Origin of the sequence: Bradyrhizobium sp. NBAIM01 (assembly GCF_020194115.1) — a bacterium.
GTDB lineage: Bacteria > Pseudomonadota > Alphaproteobacteria > Rhizobiales > Xanthobacteraceae > Bradyrhizobium > Bradyrhizobium yuanmingense.
The window spans coordinates 16,623-36,028 of record NZ_JADYVU010000015.1 but is presented as its reverse complement, the minus strand read 5'-3'; the positions used below and the strand labels follow the sequence as shown (position 1 = coordinate 36,028).

The following is a 19,406-nucleotide window of genomic DNA, read 5'->3' as shown; positions in this document are numbered from 1 at the left end:
AGAACATATCGTCAGGCGCCTACGTCTTGATTTCCATCTGCTCGAAGGCCCTGCGGCCTTCCGAGCGGATCAGGTCAAGGCAATCCCGCTTGAGGGCGAGATAGGCGGCCTCCGCGACGATGGCGCTGGAGCGCGGCCGCGGCAGGCCCACCTGAAGATCCCTGAGGATGCGGCCAGGTCCGGCGCTCATGATCAGCACACGGTCAGAGAGAAGGATCGCTTCATCGATGTCGTGTGTGACGAAGACGATTGTTGCATTGATCCGCTCGCGGAGCTCCAGCAGATTGTCCTGCATGACCGCCCGGGTCTGCGCATCCAGCGCTCCGAACGGCTCGTCCATCAACAGGACACGCGGCTGATTGGCGAGGGCACGGGCAATCGCAACCCGCTGCTGCATGCCCCCGGATAGCGTGTGCGGATATGCCGGCGCAAATCTGGTCAGGCCGATCATCTCGATGAGGCCGTCGGCAATCCGCAGCGCCTCCGCTTTCGGCTTGCCGAGAGCGCGGGGCCCGTGCGCGATATTCCGGCGCACCGATTTCCACGGAAACAGATGTGGCTGCTGGAAGACCATTCCGATCTCGGGTCGTGGCTTGCGCATTGCTTCGCCGGCCATGAGCACCTGGCCTCCGAACGGCCGCTCGAGGCCGGCCATTGCATTCAGCAGCGTGGACTTGCCGCAGCCGGATGGACCGACGATCGAGACGAATTCCCCCTGGGCTACTGCCAGGGATACGCGGTCGACTGCGATGACCTGCCCGCTCGGCGCATCGAAGACGATGCTCAAATCCTCGACCCGGATGATCGCCTGACGCGCCGCGGCGGACGGCGGGTACGTATCCACGAGCCTGAGCGGCTGGTCTGGACGAAGCAGGCTCGGGATCATCGCCACCACACAGCACGTTCGGCAAGAATTGCGAAGGAACGGTCGGCGATGAAGGAAAGCAGCCCGAGAGCCGCCAGCCCGCCCATGACCTGACCCGTTTGCATGTTCTGTTGCGCAATTTCGATACGATAAACGATACCGGCGAACGCTCCCGCCAACTCGGCGGCGACCAGCGTGTAGAAGGAGATGCTCACCGCGGTTCGAAGACCGACCGTGATATAGGGCAGCGCGCCAAGAAGGACGATCTCCCACAGCATCTGCGGTTGCGGCGTGCCGAGCATCTGGGCGGCTCGGATAAGTCCGTGGTCGACTTTCTGCACCCCGATGTGGGTCGCCAGCCATACCGTGAAGAACACGCCCCAAACGACCAGGAAAAGCTTGCCTGTCTCCGAGAGGCCAAACCAAAGGATGACGATCGGCACGAAGGCTATGGGAGGAATTGGGCGAAGGATGTGAAACAAGGGCGAAAGCAGGCTGGACACCAGCCGAAACCGGCCGGTCAGGATGCCGAGCACGATTCCGCCCGCGGCCCCGATGGCAAATCCCGCGGCCACGCGCGCGAGGCTCGCCATCAGGTCGGCGAAGAATTGTCCGCTGCGAATCCATTCGAGAACGGCAACGGCGACGGTCGATGGCGGCGGAAACAGCACGGTGTTCACGATGCCGGAGCGCGCAACCAGTTCCCACATGCCTGTGAAGGCGGGCACGGAGAGGACGGCGACCAGTACGCTCAGCCGTTCGGTCGCGCTGCTGCGTCTGCCGACGCTCACGGGCGTGCCCCCAGCGTGACGCGAGCTGAATCGAGCGCCTTCAGCGGCGCCGTCACCAGGACTTTCGTGAAATCGGGCATGCTCGCTCCAGGGGGATGATTGCCGGTCTCGAGCCGCCAGGCGGCATGGGTTTTCAGAGTCGTGAGAATCCTGTCGTCGAGGCGCACATGGTAGACGTAGTCCGTCCAGATCGACGCCAATTCATCGCGTTTCATCCCAGTCGCCGCTGCGATGACGTCGATTGCTTCACCCGGATTCGCCTTGAGCCAGCCCTCGGCTTCGATGAGGGACGCCAGGAACTTGCTGACGATCGCCGGGTTGGCGGCGAGGTAAGACTGCGTCACGACGATATTGAAGGTCTCCGAGTAGAGACCTTTGGTATCAAGCGGGATCGCGCCTTCGCCGAGAGCCTTCTTCGCATTCGCGACGTGCGGCTCCCAGGTGTCGAATGCGTCGATGCTGCCGGCCGCCATCGCAGGGAGCATCTCCTGCGGTCGCAGGTTGACGAGCGTCACGTCCTTCGACGTCAGGCCCGCCGCTTTCAACAGAACCGAGGTGTAGACCTCGCTGCCGGTTCCGGCCGTGAAGGCGATTCGCTTTCCACGCAGATCGGCCTTCGTCTTGATCCCGGCAGAAGCTGCGGTCATGGTCTTCAGATCCGAATATTCCATCCCCGCCACGAAGGCGATGGGTTGCTGCGCCATCGCGGCCGCCGTGACCGGCGCCTCGGCTGTTGTCGCGAAATCCGCCCCTCCCCCAAGCACCGTATCGAGGCACTGCTTCCCGCTGGTGAAATTGGAGACCGAGATGTCGAGCCCGTGCTTGGCGAAAAGGCCCTTCGCATTGGCAACGATCGCCAGTCCCGAGATCGGCCCAAGATTCTGGGCGAGCCGCGCCTTCAGCAATTCCTCGGCCGTCGCGGGCTCGGACGGCGCAAACAGGAAGGACGCAGATAGCACGAACACGGCGAAGCGAAGAGCAGTTGTTGATCGCATGCCAAACCCCTGTGATGCCGGCGATCGGAGGTGATCGACCTTGACGACAGGATCGTCTGAAGATGGGAAACCATGAAGCAATTAATCGACAAGGTCCGCTATCCACTTTTTGCGCAAGCAAACAGCAAGCTGCTCACGACTTGGGCGCATCATAGCCTGCGGCAATAGCACTCTGCTGGCTTTCGCCAAGCCCTGATCCCGGTTCAATCAGAACCGATCGGGCTTTCGATGCCGTTGCGTGCGCGGCGAAACCAGGCCCACGTCTGACGCGTCACTGCGATGTAGCCCGGGCCCCGATAGACGATCCGATCGGCGACGATCCGGTTCAGTTTCGGCAGCGCATGGAAAGGAATCGAAGGATAGGCATGGTGTTCGACATGATAGGGCATGTTCCATGCGAACCAGCGCACGAACCTGGCGGTATAGGTGGTGCGGGTGTTCTGGAAGGCGCTGCGCGTGCGATCGCAGCCGGTGTGTTCGGCAAGCAGATACGGACGCAGAAACAATTGACCGACGATCACGGGGACGACCCAGACCCACAACAGGATCAAGGTGGGCAACGCGATCGATGCCAGCAACAGCGCGACGTAGCCTGCCAGATGGAGACGCGCCTCTGTCACGACGATGTGGCGTTTATTTTCAGGAATCCATGGTGACGTGGCGTTGCCGGTCAACGCATGGCGAAGCATCAGCCCCACCCGGAAGGCAACCTGCCGCAAGCCGCTGTAGACGATCACCAATTGCGCGTCCGAGGTCGGGATCGGAACCGACAGCAGTTCCGGATCCCTCTTTGGATCCTGCGTGTACCGATGATGATCCCAGTGGAATAAGCAGTAATATTCGTAAGGCAAGCCGACCGCGAACGAGGAGAGATGACCGAAGGCGAGATTAAGCGCCCGGCTGCGAAACGCTGTCTTGTGGGCGGTCTCGTGGACCACCATGAACAGGAATGCGACAAAGTAGCCTTGGACGACCACCAGCGGCAACGCCCAGACGATTCCGTATTGCGATGAGACCAGCCAGATCAGCAGGCCGACAACGACGATGACGCCGTAGTGGCTGGCCGCGCGGATCAGACCCTGCCAGTCGGACCGCACCGACAACTCGCGCAGCATGGCCGGAGTCAGCGGCTTCTCTCCGGTGGCAGTGATGGCATTGCTCATGATCGTGGTCGCCTCTTTTTCGGAATCGCACACTTGACCGTGCTCGTGCGGTCGCTGGAATTGGCCAAGCACAGGCCGACCCTAGGAAGCGCGGCCGCAATGCAGAAGCAATTTATTTCGCCGGCGTTGGCTCGCCCGGCATCCCTGGACTGACACTCTCCTCGCCAGCCTTCGCAAACGACGTTTGCGCAAGGCTGGCGCGCCGAGCCCGCAGGGCGAAGGTGGACTCGGCAAGCCTGCCGGGGGGCAAGCTTCTCCTGCGCTCGCCGCCGCTTCACCCCACCAGCTTCCACTTCCCATCCCCGGTCCGCTTCAACGCGGGGTCGCTCACCCGCACGTGCTCGGCGAGGAAATCGATGAACGCGCGCACGCGTGCCGGGAGTGGGGCGGTGTGGCCGACATAGACGGCGTGGATGTCTTCGCGGTCGCCGGGATTGTATCCTTGCAGCACCGGGACGAGGCGGCCGGATTCGATGTCGGGGCCGATGTGGAAGAGCGCGAGGCGCGCGAGACCGACACTGCCGAGGCAGAGGCGGCGGGCGGCTTCGCCGTCGCTGGCGCGCGCGACCGGCGGGGGCAGGGCCTCCTCGGCGTGGTCGCCACGCCTGAACGGCCAGCCGCGGATGCTGCGTGGAAAGGTCCAGCCGATGCCGCGGTGGTCGGCGAGATCGGCCGGAATCTTCGGCATGCCGCAACGGGCGAGATAATCCGGCGCGCCGACCACGACCATGCGGCTGGTGCCGAGCTTTCGCGCGACCAGCCGCGAGGCGCGCAGCGGACCGACGCGGATGGCGACGTCCGCGCGCTCCTGCATCAGGTCGATCACCGTATCGGTCAGCACGAGATCGAGCGTGACGTCGGGATGCTGCGCCAGAAACCGCGGGATCAAAGGCATCACATGCAGCATGCCGAAGGGGATGTTGCAGTTGACCGTGAGGCGGCCGCGCGGCGCCGCGCCCGAGGCCGCCTCGCGCTCGGCCTCCTCCATCTCGGCGAGGATGCGCAACGATCGCTCGTAGAAGGCCTGGCCTTCCGCTGTCAGCGTCAGCTTGCGCGTGGTGCGGTTGACGAGCCGCGCGCCGAGGCGCGCCTCCAGACGCGAGATCAGCTTACTGACGCCCGATGGCGTCAGACGCAGCTTTCGCGCGGCCTGGGTGAAGCCGCCGAGGTCCACGACGCGGACGAAGACCTCCATCTCGGCCGAGCGGTTGGTATCGAAACGGGCCATGTTGAATTCACGTCACAAATGATTGGATTGCGGACATTCTAATGGTTTGGCGGCAGCGCCGCTATCTGCGTGGCTCGTCTCATCCCTTGGAGCAACGCATGCCTCCTGCCGTTCTAGCTCTCACCGCCGGTGCCTTCGGCATCGGCACCACCGAATTCATCATCATGGGCTTGCTGCTGCAGGTCGCCGCCGACATGCACGTCTCGGTGCCGGTCGCGGGCCTGCTGATATCAGGCTATGCGCTCGGCGTGTTCGTCGGCGCGCCGGTGCTGACGCTGGCGACGCGGCGGATGCCGCGGAAAACCGTGCTGCTGGCGTTGATGGCGATCTTCACGCTCGGCAATGCGGCTTGCGCGCTCGCACCCACCTACGAATTGCTGATGGCCGCGCGGGTGCTGACCTCCCTCGCCCACGGCACGTTCTTCGGCGTCGGCTCGGTGGTGGCCACCAGCCTCGTCGCCGAGGACAAGCGTGCGTCTGCGATCGCCACCATGTTCATCGGCCTGACGGTCGCGACGCTCCTGGGCGTGCCCTTCGGTGCCTGGCTCGGCCTGATGCTCGGCTGGCGCGCGGCGTTCTGGGCGGTGACTGTCATCGGCGTGATCGCGTTTGCGGTCGTCGCCGCGCTCGTCCCCGGCCATGTCGGCGATGGCGACAAGCCGATCTCGCTTGCCGAGGAAGTGGCCGTGCTCGGCCGTCCGCAGGTGCTGCTCGGTCTTGCCATGACCGTGTTCGGCTTCGCCGGACTGTTCGTCGTCTTCACCTATATCCAGCCGATCCTGACGCGCTTCACCGGCTTTTCGGAGGCTGCCGTCTCGCCGATCCTGCTGGTGTTCGGCGTCGGCCTTGGGATCGGCAATATCGCCGGCGGCAGGCTTGCGGACCGCGGCCTCGCACGGGCCTTGACCGGCACGCTTGCCGCGCTTGCGATCGTGCTGCTCGGCCTGGCGGCCGTGCTGTCGATCAAGATCCTGTCCGTCGCGCTGATCCTGCTACTCGGCACCGCCGCCTTCGCGACCGTCGCGCCGCTTCAGCTTCGCGTGCTGGAAGCTGCAGGTCCCAGCGGCCGGACGCTCGCCTCCAGCCTCAACATCGCCGCGTTCAATCTCGGCAACGCGCTCGGCGCCTGGGTAGGCGGCGTCACCATCGACCGCGGGCTCGGCCTTTCGGCGCTGCCGCTGGTCGCGGCCGGCATCACCGCCATTGGCCTCGTTCTGGCGCTGTGGAGTCTCCGGCTCGATCCCGCGCCGGCAACCGTCGCGGCGTGCCCGGCGGAATAGGAGAGCGATCATGGAATACCGCAATCTCGGCGCTTCCGGGCTCAAAGTCCCCGTCCTCAGCTTCGGCACCGGCACGTTCGGCGGCCAGGGTCCGTTGTTTTCCGCCTGGGGCCGCAGCGGCATCGATGAAGCCCGCAGGCTCGTCGATATCTGCCTCGATGCCGGCGTCAATCTGTTCGACAGCGCCGATGTTTATTCGAACGGCGCCTCCGAGGAGATCCTCGGTGCCGCGATCAAGGGGCGCCGCGACAAGGTGCTGATCTCGACCAAGATGAGCCTGCCGATGGGCGACGGTCCGCTCGATGCCGGCTCGTCGCGGCAGCGGCTGCTTGCCTCGGTCGATGCGGCGCTAGGACGGCTCGGCACTGACCATATCGATCTGCTTCAGCTCCACGCCTTCGACGCGTTCACGCCGATCGGGGAGGTGCTGTCCACGCTCGATATGCTCGTGCGCGCCGGTAAGCTGCGCTATGTCGGCGTCTCGAATTTCGCCGGCTGGCAGCTGATGAAGTCGCTCGCGATCGCGGACCGGCATGGCTGGCCGCGCTATGTCGCGCACCAGGTCTATTACTCCCTGCTGGGGCGCGACTATGAATGGGAACTGATGCCGCTCGCGCGCGATCAGGGCGTCGGCGCTCTGGTCTGGAGCCCACTGGGCTGGGGCAGGCTCACCGGAAAGATCCGGCGCGGCCAGCCGCTGCCGCAAGGAAGCCGCCTGCATGCCACCGCACAGTTCGGTCCGCCCGTGGACGATGCGCGCCTCTACGCCGTCGTTGACGTGCTCGATGCGATTGCTGTGGAGGCCGCTCGGACCGTGCCGCAGGTCGCGATTGCCTGGCTGCTGTCGCGTCCCACGGTCTCTTCCGTGATCATCGGGGCGCGCGACGAAGCGCAGCTGCGCGACAATCTCGGTGCCGTCGGCTGGTCGCTGAGCGCGGACCAGATCAAGCGGCTCGATGAGGTCAGCGGGGTGATGCCGCCTTATCCGTACTATCCCTATCGCGTCCAGGACGGCTTTGCGCGGCTCAATCCACCGTTGGTGTAGGAGCTTGCTCATGGAAGGCTGCGATTGCGACAGAGCGTCGCGACAATGCGCCATGCAGAATCGCGCCTGTACAGGGTCCCATGTCGTCCCTAACCTCCGCCGCGCAAATTTAGGAGATGCGGCGTGGCGAAGAAGACGGCGACCAAGAAGAAAAGTGTGTTGAAGACGACGGCGAAGGCTTCGAAGAAGGGCTCCGGCCGCAAGAGCGCCGTCGCCAAGCCGGCCGGAAAGGCCGCTGCCGGCAAATCGGCGAAGCCGCGGCGCCCGAAGGGCCCGGCCTGGCAATGGTCGGCGGTTGAGACCGCGGCTGCGATCCGCTCCGGCGCCATCTCCGCGGTGGAGGCGGTGGAAGCGCATCTCGAACGAATGCGCACCGTCAATCCGAAGCTGAATGCGGTCGTCGTCGATCTCTCGGAGGAAGCACTCAAAGCGGCGCACGCGGCCGACAAGCAGCGCGCCAAAGGCGGCGAGCTCGGTCTCCTGCACGGCGTGCCGATTACGATCAAGGAAAATGTCGACTACGAGGGCCGGCCGAATTTCAACGGCGTGCCCGCCAACAAGGACCTCATTGCACCCTCCGACTCGCCCGTGGTGCGCAACCTGAAGAAATCAGGCGCGATCGTCATCGGTCTCACCAACACGCCCGAATTCTCCTTTCGCGGCTTCACCGACAATCCCCTGCACGGGCTGACGCTCAACCCCTGGGATCCCGAAATCACCTGCGGCGGCTCCTCCGGGGGCGCGGGCTCGGCGGTCGCTGCGGGCATCGGCACCATCGCCCACGGCAACGACATCGGCGGCTCGCTGCGCTGGCCGGCGCATTGCAACGGTGTTGCCACTATCAAGCCGACGCAGGGCCGCATCCCCGCCTTCAATGGAAGTGCGACGTCGGAGCGGCCGATGCTGGCGCATCTGATGTCGGCGCAGGGGCCGCTCGCGCGCCATGTCGCCGACGTGCGCCTCGCTTTGGAGGTGATGAGCCAGCGCGATCCGCGCGATCCCTGGTGGGTGCCCGCGCCGCTGATCGGCGAGCGGCCGAAGCGGCCGATCAAGGTTGCACGGGCAAAGATCCCCGAGGACATGGACGTCGATCCCTCTGTCGCCGCGGCGCTGCGGCAGGCTGCCGATCATCTCGAGCGGTCCGGCTACCGTGTCAGCGAGGTCGAGGTGCCCGACATCAACGGGGTCTGGCAGACCTGGTGCGACATCATCACCAACGAGACTGTGATGATGCAGGAGGCCGCCATGCTGAAGGTCACATCCGAGGATTTTCACAAGTCCTGGGGCGGCATGAAGGCCAAGGCCAACGTGCTCGATCTCAAGGGCTGGATGCAGGCGACCGCCGCGCGCAACGGCCACATCCGCGCCTGGCAATTGTTCTTCGAGGAGTATCCGGTGGTGCTGGCGCCGACCACGGTGAAGCCGACGCCGGGCCCGCGCGAGGACACCATCAGCTCCGAGCGCGTGCGCGAGATCTTCTGGGGCGAGATCCGCTTCATCTCCGCCATCAACGTGCTGGGCCTGCCCGGCGCGGTGGTGCCGGTGGCGCTGCATGACGGCAAGCCGATCGGCGTGCAACTGATTGCCGGCCGCTATCGCGAGGATCTCGCCCTCGATGCCGCAGCCGCCATCGAGAAACGCGTCGGCGTGCTCGCGCACCGGCTGTGGGAAAGAATGGCGTAGCGGCGGGTAATTTCACCCTCTCCCCTTGTGGGAGAGGGTGGCTCGCCGCAGAGCGGCGAGACGGGTGAGGGGTATCCCTCCACGAGTTCGCGTGTGGATAGACACCCCACATCCGGCGCTTCGCGCCACCTTCTCCCACAAGGGGAGAAGGAGCGCCACGGCGAGAGCGCGTTCGTTAATCCGCCTTAACCCGGATTTCAGCCAATCCGCGAGCAAGCATTAGGGTTACTTCCTCGATCTCTAAGCGAATTATTGTCCGCTTTACCACCCGCCTCTAACAGAGAAGCGGCGGACAACGCACATGCCTCATTCTAGGCCAATAAGTGCGGCCCGCTCCACGCGGAGGTGGCACGATGCGCAACGAGACGATCGCTATTCACGCCGGCTACGAGCCTGAAGCCACCACGCACGCAGTGGCCGTGCCGATCTACCAGACCGCGGCCTACGCCTTCGACAGCGCAGATCATGGCGCCGCCTTGTTCAATCTGGAGACCGAAGGTTTTCGTTACAGCCGCATCGCCAATCCGACCAGCGCAGTGCTGGAGAAACGCATCGCCCAGCTCGAAGGCGGCGTCGGCGCGCTCGCGGTCGCGACCGGGCAGGCAGCGCTGCATTTCGCCTTCGTCAACGTCGCCGATCACGGCGGCAACATCGTCTCCGTGCCGCAGCTCTACGGCACCACGCATACGTTGCTCTCCCACATCCTGCCGCGCCAGGGCATCATCGGCCGTTTCGCCGAGAGCGACAAGCCAGAGGCCGTCGAGAAGCTGATCGACGAGAACACCCGCGCCGTGTTCGCCGAGACCATCGGCAATCCCGCCGGCAATGTCTGCGACATCGAGGCGCTGGCGAAGGTCGCGCACGCGCATGGCGTGCCGCTGATCGTCGACAACACCGTCGCCACCCCGATCCTGTTCAAGCCGTTCGACTATGGGGCCGATATCGCAGTGCATTCGCTGACCAAGTTCTTGGGCGGTCACGGCACCACGCTCGGCGGCGCCATCGTCGATTCCGGAAACTTTCCCTGGGCCGAGCACGCCGATCGCTTCCCGGCCTACAACAAGCCCGACGTCTCCTATCACGGCCTGGTCTATGCCGAGCGCTTCGGCAAGACCGCCTATATCGAGCGCGCGCGCTGCGTCTATCAGCGCACCATGGGCTCGGTGCTGTCGCCGTTCAACGCCTTCCTGCTGCTTCAGGGCATCGAGACCGTGGCGCTGCGCATGGAGCGCCATGTCGAGAACGCCCGCAAGGTCGCCGAATTCCTGCGCGGCGATCCGCGCGTGGCCTGGGTCAATTACACCGGCTTCCCGGCCAGCCCCTATTATCCCCTCGTGCAGAAGTACCTGAACGGCAACGCCTCCTCGCTATTCACCTTCGGCATCAAGGGCGGCATGGAGGCCGGCAAGGCGTTTTACGATGCGCTGAAGCTGATCACGCGCCTCGTCAATATCGGCGATGCCAAGTCGCTCGCCTGCCATCCGGCATCGACCACCCATCGCCAGATGTCGGCGGAGCAGCAGCGCGCCGCCGGCGTGCTGCCGGAGACGATCCGTCTGTCGATCGGCATCGAGCATGTCTCTGATATCATCGAGGACATCGACCAGGCGCTGGAAAAGGCCTGCCCGTCGGCGCGCCGCGAGGCTGCGGAGTAGGCGGCGCCGGCCATGACGATCTTGATCGACAAGGATCAGGTCATCGCGGGCCCGACGCTGGTGCCGGCCGCGCACGATCTCGCGCGCGATGCCGGCGCCGAACTCACCATCGGCCTCGTCAACAACATGCCGGATGCCGCGTTGAAGGCGACCGAGCGGCAGTTCATGAAGCTGCTTCTGGCCGCGGCGAGCTCGCGCCGTATCCGCTTCCACTGCTTCTCGCTTCCCAGCGTGAAGCGGTCGCCGGAAGCGAAATGGCATGTCGAGAGCGAGTATTCCAACCTTTCCGATCTCGAGCGCGGCAAGTTCGATGGGCTGATCGTGACGGGCGCAGAGCCGATCGCGCCCGAGCTCGACGGGGAGCCGTACTGGCGCGACCTCACGAACCTGATCGACTGGGCCAAGACCAACACGCGTTCGACGATCTGGTCGTGCCTTGCCGCGCATGCCGCGGTGCTGCATCTCGACAATATTGAACGGCGGCGGCTGCCGGCCAAATGTCACGGCATTTTCGATTGCGGCGTCGTGACGGACGATTTGCTGACCCGCTCTGCGCCCGCACCGCTCAAGGTGTCGCATTCACGTTTGAACGAGATCGCCGAGAGCGACCTCGTGCACGCCGGTTATCAGGTGCTGACACGCTCACAGGAGGCTGGCGTCGACGTCTTCGTTCGCCAATATGCCAGCCGCTTCGTGTTCTTCCAGGGTCACCCCGAATATGACGCGCTGTCGCTGCAGCGCGAATATCTGCGTGACATCGGCCGCTATCTCGCGCGGGAGCGGGAGACCTATCCGCGCCTGCCGGTGAGTTATTTTGACGCAGCGACTGAAGAGAAGCTGGCTCGGTTCGAGAAGAAGGCGGCGCACCAGCGCCATCCGGCGCTCAGCAACGAGCTGCCCGCGCTGAACCTGCGCGCCGATATCGGCGCTGGCGACGCGGCGGCGGTGCTCTTCCGCAATTGGCTGCGTTATCTCGGCGCGGACGCCGACGCGTCGATGTCGGTGCGCTAGCCGAAGCGCTCTTGGTTCGGCGTTAGGATTACCCGGGCGTTAGGCTTGCCTCGACCTGCGCACGAATGTTTCAGTAGAGCAAGAAGGCATCACAGGAAACGCAGTCGTGTGGTCGGCACTCCAGGGACGCGTGAGCAATCGGTTGGCCCGGCATTTCCGCGCCGCGCCGCACCGGCTGGCCGCGCATGCGGCGATGGTGAGCTTCACGTTCGACGATGCCCCCGATAGCGCCGCGGGCGAGGGCGCCGAGCTACTGGAGCGGCATGGCGGCCGCGGCACCTATTACCTCGCCGGCAGCCTGATCGGTCGGCCGTCGGAGCATTGGCACGGCCTCTCGGATGATGCGATCGTCCGGCTTCACCGCGCCGGGCACGAGATCGCCTGCCACACCTTCTCGCATCAGAGCTCGGCGACGCTCGACGAAGCCGCCATGGAGCGCGAGATCGAACGAAACCGCAGCCATCTCCGCGGCATCGATGGCTCGATCACGCTGGAGAATTTCGCCTATCCCTATGGCATCGCCTCGGTGTGGCGCAAGCCGCAGCTGACAAAGGCCTTCCGTTCCGCGCGCGGCATTCTTCCCGGCGTCAACAGCGGCGTCATCGACCTCCAATTCCTGCGCGCCTCCCCCTTGGTCGATTGCGAGATCGACGAGGCGGGCGTCGATCGCTATTTCGACGAGGCGGTCGCGAGCGGCGGCTGGCTGATCTTCTACGGCCACGACGTCAGCGACAGGCCGAGCCCCTATGGCTGCACGCCGCATCTGATGCGTCATGCGCTTGAAGCCGCCGCCAAGCGCAACATGCCGATCGTGACGGTCGCAGAAGCGCTCCGACGGATCGGGGCGTAGCCTCTTCTTCCCTTCTCCCCTTGTGGGAGAAGGTGGCGCGAAGCGCCGGATGAGGGGTATGTCTCCACAAGCTCATATCTGCGTTCGCGGATAGAACCCCTCACCCACCTCGCTTCGCGAGGCACCCTCTCCCACAAGGGGAGAGGGAAGAGTCGTGCCTCGCCTCCAAACAGTCTTGCCACAGCCACACCAGCATGCGACTGGCCTTGTGACGAATCCCACGGCCTGATCTGCTCCGCCCATGTCCGCTCCCTCCAACGCCCCACTGCCTGCGCCGGCCAACGGCGGCGATGCGCTGTCGGTGCTGCATTCGGTGTTCGGCCTGCCGGGATTTCGCGGCGCGCAGGGCGAGATCGTCCGCCACGTCACGGACGGCGGCAATTGCCTGGTCTTGATGCCGACCGGCGGCGGCAAGTCGCTGTGCTATCAGCTTCCATCCTTGCTGCGCGAAGGCTGCGGCATCGTGGTCTCGCCGTTGATCGCCTTGATGCGCGACCAGGTCGCCGGCCTGATCGAGGCCGGTGTCAATGCCGCCGCGCTGAACTCGTCGCTGACGCCGCAGGAGGCCTCCGACATCGAACGCCGCCTGCTCGCCGGCGATCTCGATCTGCTCTATGTCGCGCCGGAACGGCTGGTCACGCCGCGCTGCCTATCGCTGCTGGCGCAGGCGAAAGTGGCGCTGTTCGCGATCGACGAGGCGCATTGCGTCTCGCAATGGGGCCACGATTTCCGGCCCGAATATGTCGGCCTTTCCGTCATCGCCGAGCGCTTTCCCGACGTGCCGCGCATCGCGCTGACCGCGACCGCCGACGAGCTGACGCGCAAGGAGATCGTCGAGCGGCTGCAGCTGACGGGCGCGCCGCAGTTCGTCTCCAGCTTCGACCGGCCCAACATCCGCTATGAGATCGTCGACAAGCGCAATGCGGTGTCGCAGCTGAAGGAATTCATCCGCGAGCGCCACATGGGCGATGCCGGCGTGGTCTATTGCCTGTCGCGCAACCGCGTCGAGGAGGTCGCCGCAGCGCTTGCCGAGGCCGGCATTGCGGCGCTGCCCTACCACGCCGGGCTCGACGGGGCGGTGCGCTCGCGCAACCAGGATCGCTTCCTCAACGAGGACGGCATCGTCATCGTCGCGACCATCGCCTTCGGCATGGGCATCGACAAGCCCGACGTGCGCTTCGTCGCCCATCTCGACCTGCCCAAGAGCATCGAGGCCTATTACCAGGAGACCGGACGCGCCGGTCGTGACGGCAAGCCGTCGGCGGCGTGGATGACCTACGGCCTCTCCGACATCGTGCAGCAGCGCCGCATGATCGACGAATCGGCCGGATCGGAGGATTTCAAGCGGGTCTCGATCGGCAAGCTCGACGCGCTGGTCGGCCTCGCCGAGACGCCGCATTGCCGACGCCGGCGCCTGCTCGCCTATTTCGGCGAGATCGTGATGGGCGAGAGCTGCGGCAATTGCGACAATTGCCTGACGCCGCCGAAGATGCGCGACGGCAAGGTGCTGGCGCAGAAGCTGCTGTCCTGCGTCTATCGCACCGGGCAGCGTTTCGGCGCCATGCATTTGATCGACGTGCTGGTCGGACGCCTGACCGAGAAGGTCACACAGTTCGGTCACGACAAGCTGTCGGTGTTCGGCATTGGCCGCGAGCTCAACGAGAAGCAGTGGCGCACGGTGCTGCGGCAATTGGTGGCGACGGGCCATTTGCGCAGCGACAGCGAAGCCTACGGCGCGCTCAAGCTGACGGAGTCTTCGCGCGGCGTGCTGCGCGGCGAGACCGAGGTCTGGCTGCGCGAGGAGGCGCCCGGCACGCGGGTTCGCGCCAGCCGGGCCACGTCACGCCGCGGTGACCTCGCGCCCGCGGCGAGCGCGCCGCAAGGCGACGTCGATCCCGAATTGCGCGCGCGCCTGCGCGCCTGGCGGTCAGAGGTCGCGCGCGAACGCGGCGTGCCGGCCTATGTGGTGTTGCACGATGCCACCATCGACGGCATCGTCCGGGCCTGGCCGACCACGCTGGACGAGCTGCGCAACGTGCCGGGGATCGGCGACAAGAAGCTCGAGCACTACGGCGACGAGCTGCTGCAGATCGTGAGGACGAGGTAGGGCGAGCCAAAAACTCCCCTGTCATCCCGGACAAGCGAAGCGCAGATCCGGGATCCATAACCACAGGCCGGTGTGATGACGGCAGGCTGGCAACTGCCAGTCCTCGCAAAACGATTGCTGTGGCGTATGGGTCCCGGGCTCGCGACTTCGTCGCGCCCCGGGACGACAGCAGTGTATGACGTGCGAGTGCGCTACGCTCTCACTCACCCATTCCTGAACGCATACGCATACCCGTTCAGCGCCGGCGCGCCGCCGAGATGGGCGTAGAGGATCTTCGCGCCCTTCTCGAAATAGCCCTTCTGGGCGAGATCGATCAGGCCCTGCATCGACTTGCCCTCATAGACGGGGTCGGTGATCATGCCTTCGAGGCGCGCGGTGAGGCGGATCGCCTCCTTGGTCTCCTCCGATGGCACACCATAGGCGGGATAGGCGTAGTCCTCGATCAGCACGACGTCGTCAGTGACGAGGTCCTTGCCGAGCTCGACGAGCTTTGCCGTGTTCTGCGCGATCTCGAGCACCTGGGCCTTGGTCTGTGCCGGCGTGAACGACGCATCAATACCGATGACTTTTCGCGCACGGCCGTCCGCCGCAAACCCGACCAGCATGCCGGCATGGGTGGAGCCGGTGACGGTGCAGACGACGATGTAGTCGAACTTGAAGCCGAGCTCGGCTTCCTGCTTGCGCACCTCCTCGGCAAAGCCGACATAGCCGAGGCCGCCAAACTTATGCACGGAGGCACCGGCGGGAATGGCGTAAGGCTTGCCGCCCGCCGCCTTCACTTCCTCGATCGCCTGCTCCCAGCTCTTGCGGATGCCGATATCGAAGCCGTCGTCGACCAGGCGCACGTCGGCGCCCATGATGCGCGAGAGCATGATGTTGCCGACACGGTCATACACCGCGTCCTCGTGCGGCACCCAGGCTTCCTGCACCAGGCGGCATTTCATGCCGAGCTTGGCCGCGACCGCCGCGATCATGCGTGTGTGGTTCGATTGCACGCCGCCGATCGAGACCAGCGTATCAGCGTTGGAGGCGATCGCATCGGGGATGATGTATTCGAGCTTGCGCAGCTTGTTGCCGCCATAGGCAAGGCCGGAATTGCAGTCCTCGCGCTTGGCATAGACCTCGACATGGCCGCCGAGATGTTTTGAGAGCCGCTCCAGCTTCTCGATGGGCGTCGGGCCGAAGGTCAAAGGATAGCGCGGAAATTTGTCCAGCTTCATGGGTCATCTCGATTGGCGTTGGTGTTGGCGGCTCCCTAGCATCACGTCGGGAAAATGTGCTCTCGAATATTGCGGCCATGTTGCACGGCTTCTTGCGAAAGTCGTGATAATTGCTAACATTCCTTCCAGAACAGCACCTATTTTCGGAAGTTTCTTTCATGGCTGCCCGGCTCGACCGCACCGACCTCAAGATCTTGAGATTGCTTCAGAATAACGGTCGGCTCAGCAACGCCGAGCTGGCCGAAACGGTCGCGATCAGCCCCGCCACCTGCCATCGTCGCACCCAGCGCCTGTTCGAGGACGGCTTCATCGCCAATTTCCGCGCCATGGTTGCGCCGAAGAAGGTGGCAAAGGGCACGCTGGTGATGGTCGGGGTCGTGCTCGACCGCTCGACGCCGGAAAGCTTTGCCACCTTCGAGCAGGCCGTTGCAAAGCTGAAATTCGTGCTCGACTGCCATCTCGTCGCCGGCGATTTCGATTACTTCCTCAAGATCCGCGTCGGCGACATGGAGGATTTCAACCGCATCCACGGCGAGCAGCTGATCGCGCTCCCCGGCGTGCGCCAGACCCGGACCTTCTTCGTGATGAAGGAAGTCGTCGACAACGCGCCGCTGGAATTTTAGGCGCAGCTATTGATGCGCTATCCGCATCATGAGAGATTCGCCCGATGCAGACATTCCCCTTCCGCCAGCACAATCCGGCCGGGCCGGCCTATCGGCGCGGCTGGGTCGACGAGGCCGTGGCCGCCATCGAGGCCGACCAGTGCCGCACCGCCGACACGCATCTGATCCGGCTGATCGTGCCGGCGCTATCGGGCATCGACATCTATCTGAAGGATGAGTCCACGCATCCGACCGGCAGCCTGAAGCATCGCCTCGCGCGCTCGCTGTTCCTCTATGCGCTCTGCAACGGCCACATCCGCGAAGGCACGCCCGTGGTCGAGGCCTCGTCGGGATCAACCGCGGTGTCGGAGGCCTATTTCGCTGAGATGATCGGCGTGCCCTTCTACGCCGTGATGCCGCGCACGACCTCGGCGGAGAAGATCGCCGCGATCGAGCATTATGGCGGCAATTGCCATTTGATCGACGACGGCCGCGCGCTCTATGCGGAAGCCGCGGCACTCGCCGCCCGGCTGGACGGCCACTACATGGATCAGTTCACCTTCGCCGAGCGGGCCACCGACTGGCGCGGCAACAACAACATCGCCGAGTCCATCTTCACGCAGTTGCAGGGCGAGCCGCGGCCGATTCCGGACTGGATCGTGATGGGCGCCGGCACCGGCGGCACGTCGGCCACCATCGGACGTTATCTGCGGTATCGGCAATATCCGACCCGGCTGTGCGTCGCCGATGTCGAGCATTCCGCGTTCTTCGATTGCTTCCGCACGCTGGACCGCTCCGGTGTTTGCGACCGCCCGTCGCTGATCGAGGGCGTCGGTCGCCCCCGCTGCGAGCCGTCCTTCGTGCCCGGCGTGGTCGATCGCATGATGAAGATCCCGGATGCGGCAACGGTCGCGGCGATGAACGTGCTGTCGCGACGGCTGCGCCGTGCGGTCGGCGGCTCCACCGGCACCAACTTCCTGGCGCTGTGCCGGCTCGCCTCGGAGATGCGCCAGGCGAGCGTCACGGGATCGTTGGTGACGCTGATCTGCGATTCCGGCGAGCGCTACCGGCAGACCTATTACGAGCCCGCTTGGCTCGCCGCGCGCGGCCTCGATCCGGCGCCGTTCGAGGCGGCGCTGTCGTCGTTCCTCGCCACAGGTGAGCCACTGGCGCTGGACGTCGACGACGTGGTCAATCCTCAAAGCCTGCAAAACCCCACGGCGTCATAGCGAGATCTGCCTGGCATTTGCGAAATCGCACGGTCGTCACGGCAACTTCACTTGCCTTGCGCAGGCATGCAGGTGACGGTTGCGTCTTCTCAACGAGGAGACCCTACCGTGCGCCTTCCCATTCTCGATCCGAAAGAGCTAACCGACGAACAGAAGCCGCTCTATGACGACATGCGGGCCGGCATGAAGGACCACTTCAAGGGTTTTGTGAACATGCGCGAGGACGGCGCGCTGCTCGGGCCCTGGAATCCCTGGATCCGCGAGCCGCGCTTCGGCAAGCCGGTGTGGGAGCTGGTCAAGGCGATTGCGTCGAACCCGCTGCTGCCCGCGGCCGTACGCGAGGTCGCGATCCTCGTCACCGGCTCGCATTTCCGCTCCGGTTACGAGCTCTACGCTCATGTGCTGGTGGCCGAGCAGCGTGGCCTCTCCGACGAGAAGCTCGCGACCATCGTTGCCGGCCAGCGGCCGGTGGACCTCACCAAGCAGGAAGCCGTCGCCTACGACATGGCTTCGGCACTGGTCAGCGGCGGCGTGCTGCCGGAGCTGACTTGGCGTGCGGCGGTGAAGGAATTCGGCGAGCACGGCGCGGCCGAGCTGTCCTATCTCGTCGGCGTCTACTGCATGGTCTCGGTCACGCTCAACACCTTCGACGTGCCGGTGCCTGACTAGTTGCGCACGGCGTATAGCGGTGTGCGCAACGTGACCTGATAGGACGGCTTCGGCATCCAGGCGATCTGCGCGGTGATGCCGAACAGGCGGTTGTCGTTGTCGTCCATGCGATCGAGGTCGAGCCGCATGACCGGCTGGGTGAAGGATTCCGCGAGCGTCCGGCCCGCGAGCTGCGCGCCGCCGAACGACTGCATGCCGAGGCGCCCGGTGAACTTCCAGTTGCTCGGCCATTGATAGTAGCCGCCGGCATAGAGGATCGTGTTCGGCCGGATCGTGGCGAACGGGCTGGCGATGGTGACGGTGGTGTATTGCAGGCCGGCGAGCCAGCCCCGTGTCTCGTCCTCGTCGACCGCGTAGTCGAATTCCACGATGTTGTTGAAGGAATTCGTCATGCCCTGCTCGTTGGGCACCGACTGCGTCAGGGTCGATTGCACCGTGATGGTCGGGATCTTCCCGCCATTCTGCTGGTAGAGATCGGCCTGCACGCCGATGTTCCAGCTCGTGATGTCGAAGGACGACCAGCCGCCGCCGATATCCGTCGTCGTGCCGGATACGCCGCCGTAGAGCGAAACGCGGTCGCTGACGTCGACGGTCAGCGGCAGGTCGATCGCAATCGATTTCGCGGCCGGCAGTCCATTCCGCAGCGACGTGCCTCGTTGCGCCGCCAGGGCTTGGAATGCGGCTGACAGCGAGGTGTTGCCGAAGCCGAGCGCGAGCGTGCCTGCGGGGATCGTCGCATAGATGGTGCGGAGATCGAGATAGATGTTCGGGACGATCGGCTTTGCGGGCTCGTCCTCCTCATCGTCGGCGGCGAGGGCACCGCCTGCCGGGACCGCCAGACACAGCAGTCCCGCCGCGGCAGCGCGCAACGCACGACGGGATTGGCTGCGAAGAGGCACGTGACGATCCGACGCGTGTCGATTTGAGGGTGGAACCGTTGTTAGATGGAACGTGATCGCGCGCTTGGTCAAGCGCTATCCGCAAGCGATGGACGGCGCGGATGTGCGCGGTTA

The 19,406-nt window shown here is 64.9% G+C and carries 17 protein-coding genes; 10 read left to right on the top strand and 7 right to left on the bottom strand.

Annotation, left to right across the window (positions count from 1 at the left end; genetic code table 11):
* Window positions 1-19: 19 nt before the first annotated feature.
* The 5 genes from I6F31_RS30935 to I6F31_RS30915 form a co-directional block, all read right to left on the bottom strand.
* On the bottom strand, window positions 20-895 hold the full coding sequence (locus I6F31_RS30935; RefSeq protein WP_225186607.1) for an ABC transporter ATP-binding protein: 876 nt from the start codon (window positions 893-895) through the stop codon (window positions 20-22).
* Window positions 883-1,656, bottom strand: coding sequence for an ABC transporter permease (locus I6F31_RS30930; RefSeq protein WP_225172740.1), 774 nt, complete (start codon window positions 1,654-1,656; stop codon window positions 883-885). The genes I6F31_RS30935 and I6F31_RS30930 overlap by 13 nt, the downstream gene beginning before the upstream one ends.
* The gene (locus I6F31_RS30925) at window positions 1,653-2,651 is read right to left on the bottom strand and encodes an NrtA/SsuA/CpmA family ABC transporter substrate-binding protein (protein WP_225186606.1); all 999 of its coding nucleotides are present in this window, start codon (window positions 2,649-2,651) and stop codon (window positions 1,653-1,655) included. Before I6F31_RS30925 ends, I6F31_RS30930 begins: the two co-directional genes overlap by 4 nt.
* A 203-nt stretch (window positions 2,652-2,854) precedes the next feature.
* The gene (locus I6F31_RS30920) at window positions 2,855-3,814 is read right to left on the bottom strand and encodes a fatty acid desaturase (RefSeq protein WP_225186605.1); all 960 of its coding nucleotides are present in this window, start codon (window positions 3,812-3,814) and stop codon (window positions 2,855-2,857) included.
* Window positions 3,815-4,088: 274 nt separating this feature from the next.
* Window positions 4,089-5,042, bottom strand: coding sequence for a LysR family transcriptional regulator (locus I6F31_RS30915; RefSeq protein ID WP_109141763.1), 954 nt, complete (start codon window positions 5,040-5,042; stop codon window positions 4,089-4,091).
* A gap of 98 nt (window positions 5,043-5,140) precedes the next feature.
* Here I6F31_RS30915 and I6F31_RS30910 point away from each other — a divergent pair, with 98 nt between their 5' ends.
* The 7 genes from I6F31_RS30910 (at window position 5,141) to recQ (ending at window position 14,673) form a co-directional block, all read left to right on the top strand.
* Window positions 5,141-6,322 carry an MFS transporter gene (locus tag I6F31_RS30910; RefSeq protein WP_225186604.1) on the top strand — a complete coding sequence of 394 codons (1,182 nt, stop codon included), beginning with the start codon at window positions 5,141-5,143 and terminating at the stop codon, window positions 6,320-6,322.
* Between the two features lie 10 nt (window positions 6,323-6,332).
* Complete coding sequence (locus I6F31_RS30905) at window positions 6,333-7,367, top strand: aldo/keto reductase (RefSeq protein WP_225186603.1); 1,035 nt, start codon at window positions 6,333-6,335, stop codon at window positions 7,365-7,367.
* Between the two features lie 123 nt (window positions 7,368-7,490).
* Window positions 7,491-9,050 carry an amidase family protein gene (locus I6F31_RS30900; RefSeq protein ID WP_225186602.1) on the top strand — a complete coding sequence of 520 codons (1,560 nt, stop codon included), beginning with the start codon at window positions 7,491-7,493 and terminating at the stop codon, window positions 9,048-9,050.
* Window positions 9,051-9,403: 353 nt separating this feature from the next.
* Window positions 9,404-10,705, top strand: a complete 1,302-nt coding sequence (locus tag I6F31_RS30895) for an O-acetylhomoserine aminocarboxypropyltransferase/cysteine synthase family protein (RefSeq protein ID WP_225186601.1) — start codon at window positions 9,404-9,406, stop codon at window positions 10,703-10,705.
* A 12-nt stretch (window positions 10,706-10,717) separates the two neighbouring features.
* Window positions 10,718-11,716 carry a homoserine O-succinyltransferase gene (locus I6F31_RS30890; RefSeq protein ID WP_225148654.1) on the top strand — a complete coding sequence of 333 codons (999 nt, stop codon included), beginning with the start codon at window positions 10,718-10,720 and terminating at the stop codon, window positions 11,714-11,716.
* Window positions 11,717-11,822: 106 nt separating this feature from the next.
* Window positions 11,823-12,566, top strand: a complete 744-nt coding sequence (locus tag I6F31_RS30885; RefSeq protein WP_345944129.1) for a polysaccharide deacetylase family protein — start codon at window positions 11,823-11,825, stop codon at window positions 12,564-12,566.
* A 241-nt stretch (window positions 12,567-12,807) separates the two neighbouring features.
* Complete coding sequence (gene recQ / locus I6F31_RS30880; RefSeq protein ID WP_225148656.1) at window positions 12,808-14,673, top strand: DNA helicase RecQ; 1,866 nt, start codon at window positions 12,808-12,810, stop codon at window positions 14,671-14,673.
* A gap of 203 nt (window positions 14,674-14,876) precedes the next feature.
* Here the strand turns inward: recQ and I6F31_RS30875 are convergent, their stop codons facing one another.
* The gene (locus I6F31_RS30875; RefSeq protein ID WP_225148657.1) at window positions 14,877-15,893 is read right to left on the bottom strand and encodes a 1-aminocyclopropane-1-carboxylate deaminase; all 1,017 of its coding nucleotides are present in this window, start codon (window positions 15,891-15,893) and stop codon (window positions 14,877-14,879) included.
* A 158-nt stretch (window positions 15,894-16,051) separates the two neighbouring features.
* Here I6F31_RS30875 and I6F31_RS30870 point away from each other — a divergent pair, with 158 nt between their 5' ends.
* The 3 genes from I6F31_RS30870 (at window position 16,052) to I6F31_RS30860 (ending at window position 18,393) form a co-directional block, all read left to right on the top strand.
* Window positions 16,052-16,516 (top strand): Lrp/AsnC family transcriptional regulator, encoded by a 465-nt coding sequence (locus tag I6F31_RS30870; protein WP_225186600.1) that lies wholly within the window; start codon window positions 16,052-16,054, stop codon window positions 16,514-16,516.
* Window positions 16,517-16,560: 44 nt separating this feature from the next.
* Window positions 16,561-17,724, top strand: coding sequence for a PLP-dependent cysteine synthase family protein (locus I6F31_RS30865; protein WP_225186599.1), 1,164 nt, complete (start codon window positions 16,561-16,563; stop codon window positions 17,722-17,724).
* Window positions 17,725-17,832: 108 nt separating this feature from the next.
* Window positions 17,833-18,393, top strand: coding sequence for a carboxymuconolactone decarboxylase family protein (locus tag I6F31_RS30860; RefSeq protein WP_036014759.1), 561 nt, complete (start codon window positions 17,833-17,835; stop codon window positions 18,391-18,393).
* Here I6F31_RS30860 and I6F31_RS30855 read toward each other — a convergent pair.
* Window positions 18,390-19,262, bottom strand: a complete 873-nt coding sequence (locus I6F31_RS30855; protein ID WP_225186630.1) for a hypothetical protein — start codon at window positions 19,260-19,262, stop codon at window positions 18,390-18,392. The two genes, I6F31_RS30860 and I6F31_RS30855, sit on opposite strands and share 4 nt — an antisense overlap.
* Between the last annotated feature and the right edge of the window lie 144 nt (window positions 19,263-19,406).

What these genes read in the sequence shown, in the direction of transcription:
- I6F31_RS30925 (WP_225186606.1), bottom strand. Translation starts at nt 2,651, where the DNA reads ATGCGATCAACAACTGCTCTTCGCTTCGCCGTGTTCGTGCTATCTGCG.
- I6F31_RS30920 (WP_225186605.1), bottom strand. Translation starts at nt 3,814, where the DNA reads ATGAGCAATGCCATCACTGCCACCGGAGAGAAGCCGCTGACTCCGGCC.
- I6F31_RS30915 (WP_109141763.1), bottom strand. Translation starts at nt 5,042, where the DNA reads ATGGCCCGTTTCGATACCAACCGCTCGGCCGAGATGGAGGTCTTCGTC.
- I6F31_RS30910 (WP_225186604.1), top strand. Translation starts at nt 5,141, where the DNA reads ATGCCTCCTGCCGTTCTAGCTCTCACCGCCGGTGCCTTCGGCATCGGC.
- I6F31_RS30905 (WP_225186603.1), top strand. Translation starts at nt 6,333, where the DNA reads ATGGAATACCGCAATCTCGGCGCTTCCGGGCTCAAAGTCCCCGTCCTC.
- I6F31_RS30895 (WP_225186601.1), top strand. Translation starts at nt 9,404, where the DNA reads ATGCGCAACGAGACGATCGCTATTCACGCCGGCTACGAGCCTGAAGCC.
- I6F31_RS30890 (WP_225148654.1), top strand. Translation starts at nt 10,718, where the DNA reads ATGACGATCTTGATCGACAAGGATCAGGTCATCGCGGGCCCGACGCTG.
- recQ (WP_225148656.1), top strand. Translation starts at nt 12,808, where the DNA reads ATGTCCGCTCCCTCCAACGCCCCACTGCCTGCGCCGGCCAACGGCGGC.
- I6F31_RS30875 (WP_225148657.1), bottom strand. Translation starts at nt 15,893, where the DNA reads ATGAAGCTGGACAAATTTCCGCGCTATCCTTTGACCTTCGGCCCGACG.
- I6F31_RS30870 (WP_225186600.1), top strand. Translation starts at nt 16,052, where the DNA reads ATGGCTGCCCGGCTCGACCGCACCGACCTCAAGATCTTGAGATTGCTT.
- I6F31_RS30865 (WP_225186599.1), top strand. Translation starts at nt 16,561, where the DNA reads ATGCAGACATTCCCCTTCCGCCAGCACAATCCGGCCGGGCCGGCCTAT.